This window comes from Sorangium sp. So ce448, assembly GCF_051520915.1.
GTDB classification, from domain to species: Bacteria; Myxococcota_A; Polyangia; order Polyangiales; family Polyangiaceae; genus Sorangium; species Sorangium cellulosum_B.
This window is the reverse complement of sequence record NZ_CP150343.1, coordinates 7,873,865-7,886,111: the sequence shown is the minus strand read 5'-3', so window position 1 is coordinate 7,886,111 and position 12,247 is coordinate 7,873,865. Positions and strand designations below refer to the sequence as shown.

The 12,247-nt window shown below is 71.5% G+C and carries 6 protein-coding genes; 5 read left to right on the top strand and 1 reads right to left on the bottom strand.

Annotation, left to right across the window (positions count from 1 at the left end; all coding sequences use genetic code 11):
- Positions 1 to 94 precede the first annotated feature (94 nt).
- The 3 genes from WMF45_RS29725 (at position 95) to WMF45_RS29715 (ending at position 7,592) form a co-directional block, all read left to right on the top strand.
- Complete coding sequence (locus tag WMF45_RS29725) at positions 95 to 1,381, top strand: efflux RND transporter periplasmic adaptor subunit (RefSeq protein WP_437708200.1); 1,287 nt, start codon at positions 95 to 97, stop codon at positions 1,379 to 1,381.
- Positions 1,378 to 4,566: an efflux RND transporter permease subunit gene (locus WMF45_RS29720; RefSeq protein ID WP_437708198.1), complete on the top strand. Its 3,189-nt coding sequence runs from the start codon at positions 1,378 to 1,380 to the stop codon at positions 4,564 to 4,566. Before WMF45_RS29725 ends, WMF45_RS29720 begins: the two co-directional genes overlap by 4 nt.
- Before the next feature lie 113 nt (positions 4,567 to 4,679).
- Positions 4,680 to 7,592, top strand: coding sequence for a myxococcus cysteine-rich repeat containing protein (locus tag WMF45_RS29715; RefSeq protein ID WP_437708196.1), 2,913 nt, complete (start codon positions 4,680 to 4,682; stop codon positions 7,590 to 7,592).
- A gap of 131 nt (positions 7,593 to 7,723) precedes the next feature.
- On the opposite strand, the gene WMF45_RS29710 is transcribed toward WMF45_RS29715, so the two are convergent.
- Positions 7,724 to 9,091 carry a Vgb family protein gene (locus tag WMF45_RS29710; protein WP_437708194.1) on the bottom strand — a complete coding sequence of 456 codons (1,368 nt, stop codon included), beginning with the start codon at positions 9,089 to 9,091 and terminating at the stop codon, positions 7,724 to 7,726.
- Positions 9,092 to 9,743: 652 nt separating this feature from the next.
- Between WMF45_RS29710 and WMF45_RS29705 the strand changes: the two genes are divergently transcribed.
- Both WMF45_RS29705 and WMF45_RS29700 read left to right on the top strand, forming a co-directional pair.
- Positions 9,744 to 9,986 carry an addiction module protein gene (locus tag WMF45_RS29705; RefSeq protein WP_437708192.1) on the top strand — a complete coding sequence of 81 codons (243 nt, stop codon included), beginning with the start codon at positions 9,744 to 9,746 and terminating at the stop codon, positions 9,984 to 9,986.
- Between the two features lie 235 nt (positions 9,987 to 10,221).
- Entirely contained in the window at positions 10,222 to 12,024 is a 1,803-nt protein-coding gene (locus tag WMF45_RS29700) for an acyl-CoA dehydrogenase (RefSeq protein WP_437708190.1), read from the top strand.
- Positions 12,025 to 12,247: the final 223 nt, after the last annotated feature.

Sequence of the window (12,247 nt, the reverse complement as noted above, 5' to 3'; positions counted from 1 at the left end):
TGCGTGGGTTTGTGCTGGATCGGCGGGCTTTGCGATCGGTCACCCCGCTCGGCCCCGCGCACGGCGGCTCGAGTTGCGCTACTCCTCCACCTAGATGGTGCTCCAACCGATTCGCGTGGCCGCGCTCGCCCTGGTGGCGGGGCTTGTCTTCCTCGGATCTCCGGCGTGCAAGAAGGGCGGGGAGGCCTCGCCCGAGCAGGGGCGCAAGCCCGCGAAGCAGGGGCTCAGCTTCCCGGTCGAGGTCGTGCCCGTCGCGGCGGAGCGGGTCGAGTACGCCGTGCCGGCCGTCGGAGCGGTCGAGGCGTTCGAGCAGGTGCAGCTCACCGCGCGCGTCGCCGGCGTCGTCGAGGCGGTGCGGTTCATGGAGGGCGCCGAGGTCAAGGCAGGGCAGGTGCTCGTCGAGATCGACCCGGCCCGGTACAACCTCGCCGTCCGCGCGGCGCGCGCGACGCTCGATCGGATGACCGCCACCCAGGCCGAGGCCGCCGCGGGGCTCGAGCGGCGCGAGGCCGAGGGCGCCGACGGCGTCTTCAGCAAGGAAGACGTCGCGTCCTGGCGCTCGAGGACGGCGACGACCGCCGCGCAGGTCGCCGAGGCGAAGGTCGCCGTCGACCAGGCGCTCCTGAACCTGCGCGACGCCTACGTGCGCGCCCCCATCCAGGGGAAGATCCAGACGCGCACCGTGCAGACCGGCCAGCACGTGCCTGTCGGCACCGTGCTCGCGACGCTCCTGCGCCGCGACCCGCTCCTGCTCCGCTTCCAGATCCCCGCGGCCGACGCCCCGCGGGTCAGGCCCGACATGGAGGCGCGCTTCACCGTGAAGGGCGACGCGCGGACCTACAGCGCCAGGCTGACGCACGTCGCCGACGCGGCGGATCCGGCGACGCGCATGGTCGCCGTGACCGGCGAGGTGCAGGGCGAGGGCAAGGAGCTGCTCCGCCCCGGCACCTTCGCCGAGGTGACCGTGCCCGTGGGCGCGAGCGGCGACGCCCCCGTGATCCCACTCACGTCCGTGCGACCGAGCGAGCGGGGGTTCCTCGCGTACGTGGTCGACGGCACCACCGCGCGCGAGCGCGTGCTCTCGCTGGGGCTGCGGACGCCCGACGGGCGCGTCGAGGTCAAGTCGGGCCTCGCCGTGGGAGAGCTCCTCGTCGCGCGCGGCGCGGAGGCGTTGCGCGAGGGGGCGCAGGTCCGCATCGCGGCGCCCGGCAGCGTGCCGGGAGGCCAGGCCGCGGGGCGCCACCCCGAGGGAGGCGCGGACGCCAGCGCGTCCGCGGCCGGCGCGCCGCCGCCCGCCGCCTCGTCCGGCGCGTCACCGCCCGCCTCGTCCGGCGCGTCGCCGCTGACCGCTCCCGCCAGCTCGTCACGGAGCGTGCCGTGAGCCTCACCGAAGCCTGCCTCAGGAAGCCGGTCTTCGCCTGGATGCTGATGGCCGCGACCATCGTCTTCGGCCTCGTCGCCGTGTCGCGCATCGGCATCAGCCAGTTCCCCGACGTCGACTTCCCCACCATCACCATCTCCGCCACGCTGGAGGGCGCCGCCCCCGAGATCATGGAGCACGACGTGGTCGAGCCGCTCGAGGAGGCGGCCGTCCAGGTCGAGGGGATCCGATCGATCACGTCGACGTCGCGCCAGGGGAGCGCCTCGGTCACCATCGAGCTCGATCTGTCGCGGGACGTCGACGTCGCGCTCCAGGACGTTCAGACGAAGATCTCCCAGGCGCAGCGGCGGCTGCCGCTCGACCTCGACCCGCCCGTCGTCTCCAAGACGAACCCGGAGGACCAGCCGATCATGTGGGTCGGGCTCTCCGGCCCCTTCTCTCCCCAGCTCGTCGCCGACATCGCGCGTTACCGGCTGAAGGAGAAGCTCCAGACGGTGCCCGGCGTCGGAGAGCTCACGCTCGGCGGCTACCTCGAGCGCAACGTCCGCATCTGGATCGACGCCGATCGACTCGCGGCGAACGGGCTCACCGTCGCCGACGTCACCGAGGCCCTGCGCCGCCAGCACATCGAGCTCCCCGCCGGCCGCATCGAGACCGAAGGGCGGGAGCTCAACGTGCGGGTGATGGGTGAGGCGCTCGATCTCGCGACCTTCAAGCGGATCGTCCTCCGACAGGGCAACCCCGGCGCGGCCGCGCAGCCGGGCGCTGCCGCCCAGGCGGCGGGGCCGCCGTCGTCGGCGCGCGCCACGGTGTACCTGGAGGACGTCGCGCTCGTCGAGGACGGCTTCGAGGACGTCCGCCGGCTGGCCCGGGTGAACGGGGAGCCGGCCCAGGGCCTGGGCGTGAGGAAGCAGCGCGGCTCGAACGCTGTCGAGGTCGCCCGGGGGGTCCGGGTCGCGCTTGCCGAGGTCCAGAAGTCCCTGCCCGAGGGGATGGAGGTCGGCGTGAACTTCGACTCGACGAAGTTCATCGAGGAGTCGGTCCACGAGATCGAGCTCGAGCTCGGCATGGCCATCGCGCTCACGGCCCTCGTCTGCTGGATGTTCCTCGGCTCGCTCTCGAGCACGCTCAACGTCGTCCTGGCCATCCCGATGTCGCTGCTCGGCACGGTCGCCGCGATCTACTTCCTCGGCTTCACGCTGAACACCTTCACGCTGCTCGGGCTCTCGCTCGCCGTCGGCATCGTCGTCGACGACGCGATCATGGTGCTCGAGAACATCCACCGGCACGCCGAAGGGGGGAAGGACCGCGTCCGCGCCGCCCGCGAGGGCACGGCCGAGATCACCTTCGCGGCGCTCGCCGCGACGCTCGCCGTCGTCGCGATCTTCCTCCCGATCATCTTCATGGAGGGGGTGGTCGGCCGGTTCTTCCTCCAGTTCGGCGTGACCCTCTGCATCGCCGTGCTGCTCTCGTACCTCGAGGCGATCACCCTCGCGCCCGCCCGCTGCGCGCAGATCCTCGACGTCTCCCGCGAGGGCCGGGGCCGCCTCGGGCGGCTCGTCGATCGCGGCTTCGAGGCGCTCTCCCGCGGCTATGGCTGGCTGCTCGCCCGGGCGCTCCGGTTCCCTGTCGCGGTCGTCCTGCTCGGCGCGATCCTCTTCGCCGGCGCGATCGTCGCCATGCAGCGCCTCCCGACGGAGTTCGTCCCGTCGCAGGATCAGGGGCGGCTCCTTGTCCGCCTCCAGACGGCGGTCGGCTCGGACATCGAGGAGACCGACCGGCTCTTCCGCCGCGCCGAGGCGGCCGTGGGCGCGAACCCGGCGGTGGAGCGGGTCTTCGCCGTCGTCGGCGGCTTCGGCGGAGGGGGCGGCGTGAACACGGGCGTGCTGTTCGTCACGATGAAGCCGGCGGACGAGCGGGCGCTCTCGCAGGCCGATCTCCAGGGCGCGCTCCGCAAGGAGCTGAACGGCTACCCCGGCTTGCGCGCCGTGGTCCAGGACCTCTCGCAGTCGGGCTTCACGGCCCAGCGCGGGTTCCCTGTCGAGTTCTCGATCCGCGGCCCCGACTGGGACGAGCTCACGAAGCACAGCGAGCGCATCCGGGCCGAGCTCGCGCAGAGCGGCGTCGTCGTGGATCTCGACTCCGACTACCAGCTCGGCATGCCCGAGCTCCGCATCGTGCCCGACCGGGCGCGCGCCGCGGATCTCGGCGTGAGCGTCGAGGCCATCGCGACGACGCTGAACACGCTGATCGGCGGCGGGCGCGTCGCCAAGTACAACGACAGCGGGCGCCGCATCGACGTCCGCGCGCGCCTGCTCGCGGAGCAGCGGAGCCGACCCGAGGATCTCGCGCGCATCCAGGTGAGGAGCGCGTCGGGCGCGCTGGTCCCGCTGACGTCGGTCGTCACCTACGAGGAGCGCCCCGCGCTCCAGGCGATCACGCGCCGCGACCGCGAGCGCGCGATCTCGGTCTTCGGCAACGTCGCGCCGGGGCGCTCGCAGGGCGAGGCGGTGGCCCGCGTCGAGGAGCTTGGCCGGGATCTGCCGGCCGGCTACCGCCTGGTGCTGGGCGGCGCGAGCGTGACGTTCCGCGAGTCGATGGGCGGCCTCCTCTTCGCGCTGGTGCTCGGGATCCTCGTCGCCTACATGGTGCTCGCGTCCCAGTTCAACTCGTTCCTGCACCCGGTCACGGTGCTGACGATCCTGCCGCTGTCGATCGCGGGCGCTGCGTTCGCGCTGCTGCTGACGGGGCACACCCTCAACATCTTCAGCATGATCGGGATCCTGCTGCTCATGGGGATCGTGAAGAAGAACTCGATCATCCTCGTGGATCACGCGATCGAAGTGCGCCGCGAGGGCGGGCATGGCGACGGGGCAGGGGAGGTGATGGACGCCCGCGCGGCGATGCTGCGCGCCGGCCCGGTGCGGCTGCGCCCCATCCTGATGACCTCGATTGCGACGCTGATGGCGGCGGTCCCGTCGGCGCTGGCGCTCGGCCCCGGCGCCGAGATCCGGGCCCCGATGGCCGCGGCGGTGATCGGCGGCCTCGTCGTCTCGACGGCGCTCAGCCTCCTCGTCGTGCCGGCGTTCTACGTGGTCGCGGACGACCTGCGGGCGCGCCTTGCCCGGCTCCGGCGCCGGGGCTCCACGGCCCCCACATCGACCAGATCGTCGGCCCTGCCCTGACGGCCGCTCACCGGGCCGCGCAGGCACCGCAACCCGCGTGAGAGCGCCGGCTCACGACCGGTCAAGCCTCGCGTTGTGGGACAATCGGCAGCTGAGCCGGAGGCTGCTCGAGCATGTCGAAACAACATCGCGCCACGTTGGCCATCGTCGTTGCCGCGTCGATCCTCATTGCGTGTGGGGATGACGAGAGTTCCTCGAACCCGCCGTCGGGTGCTTCCTCCGGCGCGGGGGCCAGCGGAGGGGTTGGCGCATCGGGCGGCGACGGTGGCTCGGGTGGGACCGGCGGCGCTGGTGGCGAAGGAAGCGCGGTCTCTTCGGGCGGCGAGGGCGGCGCAGGCGGCACGGGTGGCGCAGGCGGCGCGGGCGGCGAGGGCGGCGAGGGCGGCGCAGGCGGCACGGGTGGCGCAGGCGGCGAGGGCGGCGCAGGCGGCGAGGGCGGCGCAGGCGGCGAGGGCGGTGCAGGCGGCGAGGGCGGCGCAGGCGGCACGGGTGGCGCAGGCGGCGAGGGGGGCGCAGGCGGCGCAGGCGGTGAGGGCGGCGCAGGCGGACAAGGCGGCGCGGGACCTGCGTGTGGTGACGGCGAGCTCGACGGCGCCGAAGCGTGCGACGACGACAACACGACCCCAGGCGACGGTTGCGACGATGGTTGCTTCGTCGAGCCCGGGTTCTCGTGCGCCGGCGAGCCTAGCCTCTGCACGGCGATCTGCGGCGACAGCCTCGCCGTGGGGACCGAGGGCTGCGACGACGGCGGCACCCTCGGGGGCGACGGGTGCAGCGCCGATTGCATGCCCGAGCTCGGCTACAGGTGCTCGGGGCAGCCGAGCGCGTGCGTGACCGTGTGCGGCGACGGCATCATCGCGGGGCTCGAAGCGTGCGACGACGGCAACGCCGTGAGCGGCGACGGGTGCAGCGACGCGTGCACGCCCAACACCGGCGAGAGCTGCGACGACCCGCTCGTCATTTCGCAGGCCGCGCAGGCCGGGCCCGACCACGTGTGGAGCATCGACGCGGGCAGCGTCACGCAGGCCGAAGGCACCTTCGCGTGCGACGTGAACACGCTGGGCCCCGACGTGGTGTTGCGCTTCGTGAAGTCGAGCGACACCGTCGAGAACGGGGGCAAGCTCCTGCACGTGAGAGCCGACACCGCGAGCACGGCGACGGCCGACTACCTGAACGTCGAGGTGGTGGGCGGAGACTGCGCGGTGAACCCGGGGACGTCGCTGAAGTGCCTCTGGTTCAAGCACGACTGGGACGTGTACCTCGACGTGCCCGCGGGCACCTACCACGTGTGGGTGGGAAAGAACTCGCCGGCGACCGCGCCGTTCCCGTTCCCGGCGACGACCGTCACCATCGCGGAGATCGACGCGGGCGACGCCGAAGGCGAAGGGTGCTTCTCGCCGTACACCGAGGCGAGCGCCATCTACGCGCCGCCCGCCGGGCCGGGCATGCCGCACACGTGGAACGTGCCGGCCGAGATCAACTCGTTCGACATGGGTCCCGCCTGGGGCGAGCCGGGCTCGATCTCGTGCGACGACACCGCGCCCTACGGCGACATCCACGGCGTGGACACGGTCATCGAATACGAGAAGGCCTCCGCCGCGAGCGTGCTCAAGGTCGACGTGCAGAACCTCGGCCCCTCGGCCTCCGACCTCGACGTGGAGCTGCTCAGCGTGTGCGATCCGGCGAGCGCCGCGAAGGTGTCGCGCAACTGCCGCGCGAACAAGGACGTCATTTCGTTCACCGCGCCGTCGCCCGCGGGTCCCGTCTGGTTGTGGGTCAGCACGGAGGCCACGGGCGAGGAGTTCGGCGGCGCACAGGTCCAGGTGACGGAGATCTTCCCCGGCCCAGGCGAGAGCTGGCCCACGGCAGAGCCAATCGCGGGCTCGAGGGCGATCGCGCCCTCGTCCGGCCAGCGCCTGGACGCGCCGAGCTGCTTCGCGGCGGCCGGCAACATCCACTGGTACGCATACACGGTCGTCCACGATGCCGTATCGATCCAGGCGAACGCCGCCGGCACCTTCGCGGTCTACGACGAAGGCGGGCAGGAGCTCGCCTGCTCCACGGATGCGTTGGCGTCGCCGTTCGGTAAGGTCGTCCCTTCGGGCACGACGCTCTACCTGGCGGTCCCGGTCGGCGGCGCCATCACGGCGCTCAGCTTCAACGACGTCGTGTACGACGGCGTCGCGGGGAACGTGACGGATCTCGCGGTGACGTTCCCGACGAGCGCCGTCGGTGATCAAGGTATGGCCATCAACGACGGCGAGCTCTTCCTCGGGACGACGACGAAGGTGTTCTCGTTCGCCAGGGCGACCGGCGCGCTCGCCGTCGAGCACGGGGCGGCGGACGGGATCACGGGCACGCACCTCGGCTACGACCTCGTGCACGCGGGCAATCGGCTGTTCAGCGTCGACAACGTGACGACGAACGCAACGCGTCTCTTCTCGATCTACGACGGCGTGACCTGGGCGCCGACCTCGTGGGACCTCGGGCCCACCTACCCCTCGTCGTCGCCGTCACACGCGATCGCGACCGACGGCACACTCCTCTTCCTGTCGACGCGGCGGACCAGCGAGAGCGCCAACTTCTACGCCTTCGATGTGAACGCTCCGGGGGCGCCCGTGCTGCTCGGCACGAACACGGGCGTCTGGTACGTGACCGGCCTCGCCGCCGACGATCAGTTCCTCTACGTCGCGTCGAACGGCGCCTCTGGGGAAGGCATCTATCGACTCTCGCGCGCGTCGATCGCGTCGCCCGCGGTCAAGCTCGCGAGCATCGACGTCCATACGTTGACGACGAGCATCGAAATCGACGCGTTCGTGAGCCCGAACCACCTCTACGTGCGCGATGCGCTCGGCGACGTGCACGCGGTGGCCGCTCCGGCCTCAGGCAGCTTCGCCCACCTCGGGGCGATCAGCACGCTCGGCACGACGAGCGACTTCGCGATGACCTACGACAAGACGACGCGCGTCATCTACTTGTTCGAGACCGAGACGGACGAGGCCGGGCGTGTGGTGATGCTCGACTGAGCGCCGGGCAACGCGACGAAGGCGCTCGATCCTCGACGGCGCTCAGCCTCCTCGTCGTGCCGGCGCTCTACGTGGTCTCGGACGGCGCGGAGGCGCGCCTTGCGCGGCTCCGGCGGCCGGGTCCCACCGGCTCACTTGGGGCCCTGGATCGGTGACCAGTCGGGGGGCGGGTTGAAGGCGAGGTCGATGAGCGATCCGAACGCCTCGCTCGTCAGGACGGTGGCTCCCGCTTCCACCTCTCCGCCTGCGATGAGCGCGGCCTTGGCGATCGCCGCCGCCGAACCGACCTTGGAGGGCATCCACAGGTTCCCCTGCTGATCGAAGGCGATGCTCTCCGGAAGCGCCAGCACCCCCACTTCGAGCTGAACCCCGGGGGTGAGCTCCGCTGATGCTTCGAGATCGCGGGGCTCGAACTTTGCGATGGTGTTCGATCCCCAGTAACCCACCCAGAGCGCGCCCTGCTCGTCGAACGCAAGCCCCGTCGGGTGGCCCAGGGGCCCGATCACCGGCTCGGGGGTGAGCGCCTTCAGCACCACGTCGGCGGGATCCCCGTCGTCCGCGGCGAGCCGCCCGGCCGCGTACATCAGCACCGCGTCCTGCTCGGCGCTCGCCACCCACAGGTTGCCCGATCCGTCGAACGCGAGCGCTTGAACGTTCTCGATCTCCTCTCCGGTGATGGTCACGGAGGGCTCCACCACGCCTGAGCCTTCGAGATCGGCCGCGTCGATCCTCAGCAAATGGTCGCGGATCCCGACCCAGAGGTTGCCGGCGGCGTCGAACGCCAGACCGCCCGCGGCGCAGGGGGTGACGCCCGCGCACGCCTCGGACACGTCGAGCACGCGATCCGGGGCGGCCTCGCTGCTCTCGCCCAGCGTATCGACGAGCCGCACGGTGATCTGGCCCGCGTTGGCCGATACCCACAGGTTGCCGGCCCCGTCGAACGCGATCGCGCCCTGGTTGATGATCTCCGCGCTCCCCTGGAACGCGACGCTCGGCGTGACCTCGCCCGACTCGAGCAGCGCCTCGCCATCGAGCGCGCCGACCAGCTGGTCGCCGTTCTGCGCGGTGAACCAGAGCTTGTGGCTCCCGGGCGTGAGCTCGTAGGTGAAGGTGACCTCGGTGGTCGCGCCGTCGGCGACGCAGGCGCTCTGCTCCGGGTCCTCGGGCCGATACACGAAGCCGACGCGTTCGTCCTCCGGGTACTCGGCCACGCTGCCTGCGCGCAGCGTGTACTCACCCGCCGGCGTGTCGAGGGACGCGCTCGAGACCACGCGCTCGTCCGGCGCTCCCGGCGAGGTCACGGCGACGTCTCCGGCGTCGTTCGGGCTCACGATCTCGACGTCGAGTGTTCCATCACCTTCGGCTTCGCAAGCCGCGCCACCACCTCCGCCGCCGCCACCTCCTTCACCGCCCGAGCCCGCCTCCGACGGGTCGTCGTCGTTGTCCCCACAGCCCACGGAAACCAGCGCCGCGAGCAGAACCCAGGAAAGTCGTTTCATGGGTCACGAGTCTAGGAACCCCGGGTAAGCACGGCAAAGAGCGTGTGGCCCCCGAACGCTCGATTTTGAAAAAAAAGCGTGGATCCATCGCCGCAGGAACTGTTGGCCGGTCGGCCGTGACGCGCGCTTAGCGGCGGTCGAGGGAGGCAGAACGATCCTTGGCCGTCGAGAGATGGCTTCTGGGAGCGATGGGAGAGGGCAACCCTCTCTTAAATGCACGCACTCGCCGATGCATCACCTCGCCGACGCTGGGCCGGAATGGTCCGACGTCGCTCAGTAGAGCCTTAGGTTTCGAAGCTCTCCGCTTCGATATCGTGCGAGCCGGTTCGGTACTGTCTCCCGAGGTTTTGTAACTCCAGAGAGCACGGCAGAGAACCCAATCGTCAGTTGCCCCGCAGGCTGCTGGGGGGAAAGCTGAAGGCAATCTCGACGCCGAGATGACGCGTATCGCCGCACGGTCGGAATCCGGAGTGCGTCGCGCCGACGACAGGGCCACCGCTGGGTCCAGGCGGTACGTTCACCGGAGGCGCTGCGGTCCCGGATCGGCGTGACGGTGCCGCGGTGCACGGCCCACCGTCGGCGCCGCTCGCTCTTGACCGCGTCAACCACGCGCTGCGCCGCCGCGCGCCCCTTGTGGTATCCTGCGGATCTCATGGAACGAGCCATCCAGAACCCGCCGCCTGGCTTCGACGAGCTCACCGTGAACGAGCAGATCGAATACGTCCAAGCGCTCTGGGAGCGGATCGCGGCGAGGGAGGACGAGGTGCCGGTACCCGAGTGGCACAGCGCCGAGCTCGATCGCCGGCTCGCCGAGTACGAAGCAGCGCCAGACGCCGGCCGGTCCTGGGAAGAGGTCGAGGCCGACCTTCGTGCGAGCCTCGCGACCCGTCGATGATCCGGCTCATCGGGCGTCCGCCTGCCGAGCTGGACATCCATAGTCCATCAGCGGCGCAGCCCGCCTGGCCGGAAGAAACGCACTCGGGACGAAGGTAGGACGGGCTAACTCGGCGCTGGTGCCTAAGGGCGTTTCGCACTCGCGGCGCGCCACGCTCGACGGACCGTGGCCGAGACAAGCCCTCGACATCCCGCTTCATCGGCGCCTAGCGTGCGTCAGGCCCGGCGAACGACACATGACCCCTCCCCAGAACCCCCTCCTCAACGACCGCGACGTCGAGTTCCTCCTCTACGAGGTGCTCGACGCGCCGCGCCTCTGCGAGCTCCCCTATTTCGCCGATCACGCGCGCGACACGTTCGATCTCTACCTCCAGAGCTGCCGGCGCTTCGCGCGGGAGGTGCTGTTCCCGACCTACAGGCCGGTCGACGAGGCGCCGCCGCGCTTCGAGGGGGGCGCCATCACGGTGCACCCCGCCATGCAGCGGGTCTTCCGGCCGATGGTCGAGCTCGGGGTGCTCACCGCGGCGCGGCCGGCCGCGGTGGGGGGCCAGCAGCTTCCGCTCGTCGTCGCCACGCTCGCCGGCGCCTACCTGCAGGCGGCGAACCTGAGCGCGTGCGGCTACCTCAGCCTGACGGTCGGCGCGGCGCACCTCATCGAGACGTTCGGCGACGACGCCCTGCGGTCCGCCTTCATGACCCGGATGTACGCCGGCGAGTGGACCGGGACGATGGCGCTCACCGAGCCCCAGGCCGGATCGAGCCTCGCCGACGTGCAGGCGAGCGCGGTGAAGACCGACGCGGGCCACTACCTCGTCCGCGGGTCGAAGATGTTCATCTCGGGCGGCGATCACGACCTCACCGAGAACATCGTCCACCTCACGCTGGCGCGCATCGAGGGCGCGCCTCGGGGCATCAAGGGCGTGAGCCTGTTCGCCGTCCCCAAGCGGCGGATCGAGGGCGGGCAGCTCGTCCCGAACGACGTCGAGGTCGCCGGCATGATCCACAAGCTCGGCTGGCGCGGGCTCCCCAGCCTGTCGCTCAGCTTCGGCGAGAAGGGGGACTGCCACGGCTACCTCGTGGGCAGCCCCCACCAGGGCGTCGCCTGCATGTTCCAGATGATGAACGAGGCCCGCATCCTGGTCGGCGCGAACGCCGTGGCGACCGCCTCCGCGGCCTACCACGAGGCCCTCGGCTACGCGCTCGTCCGGCCGCAGGGCCGGCCGCTCGGCGCGAGGGACCCGGGGGCGCCGCAGGTGCCGATCATCGAGCACGCCGACGTGCGCCGGATGCTGCTCCGGCAGAAGGCCATCGTCGAGGGCGGCCTCGCGCTCGTCTCCACGACCGCCCTGTACGCCGATCTCGCGGCGCACGCCGTCGATGCGGCGGAGCGGGAGCGCGCCCAGCGGCTCCTCGACCTGCTCACCCCCATCGCCAAGACCTTCCCCGCCGAGAAGGGCTTCGAGTCGAACGCGCTCGCGCTCCAGGTCCACGGCGGCTACGGCTACTCGAGCGAGTACCTCCCGGAGGCCTGGCTCCGGGATCAGAAGCTCAACTCGATCCACGAGGGCACGACGGGGATCCAGGGCCTGGACCTGCTCGGCCGCAAGGTCGTGGCCGGGAACGGCGCCGCGCTCATCGCGCTCGGCGGCGAGATCCGGCAGACGATCGTCCGGGCGCAGCGGGCCGGCGTCGAGCCCGCGTGGGGCGAGCGCCTCGGCGCCGCGCTCGCGCTGCTCGGCGAGGTGACGGTGCAGCTCGCCGAGGCGGGGATGCGCGGCGACACCGAGCGGATGCTGCGGCACAGCGCCGATTACATGGAGCTCGTCTCCGTGGTCGTGGTGGCCTGGCAATGGCTCGCGATGGCCGCGGCCGCCCGCGAAGGGCTGGCCAGGGGCGCCGCTCCGGCCGACTTCTACGAAGGCAAGCTCTGCGCGGCGCAGTACTGGCTCTCGACGGAGCTGCCCCGGGTCGAGGCGCTCGCCGCGCTCTGCCGCTCCGGCGACGACTCGTACGCCAGGATGCAACCCGGGTGGTTCTGAGGCGGGCGCGCGGCCCCTGGCCTCCTCGGCACCCTCGGGTGGTCGCGAAGCGGCGCCGGTCCCCCGGCTTCCTCGCCGCTCCGGCGGTCCGCCGGCGTCTCGTTGGTGGGTTAGCTCACGGCTGGAAGTCCCGGCGGATCGTGCGGGGACGAAGCAGATCTGCTGCTTCTCGTAGCTGATCGGCTGCTCCAGGTATGTCCTTGGAGCAACATCTTGGAGAGCT

What these genes read in the sequence shown, in the direction of transcription:
- WMF45_RS29710 (WP_437708194.1), bottom strand. Translation starts at nt 9,091, where the DNA reads ATGAAACGACTTTCCTGGGTTCTGCTCGCGGCGCTGGTTTCCGTGGGC.
- WMF45_RS29700 (WP_437708190.1), top strand. Translation starts at nt 10,222, where the DNA reads ATGACCCCTCCCCAGAACCCCCTCCTCAACGACCGCGACGTCGAGTTC.
- WMF45_RS29725 (WP_437708200.1), top strand. Translation starts at nt 95, where the DNA reads ATGGTGCTCCAACCGATTCGCGTGGCCGCGCTCGCCCTGGTGGCGGGG.
- WMF45_RS29715 (WP_437708196.1), top strand. Translation starts at nt 4,680, where the DNA reads ATGTCGAAACAACATCGCGCCACGTTGGCCATCGTCGTTGCCGCGTCG.
- WMF45_RS29705 (WP_437708192.1), top strand. Translation starts at nt 9,744, where the DNA reads ATGGAACGAGCCATCCAGAACCCGCCGCCTGGCTTCGACGAGCTCACC.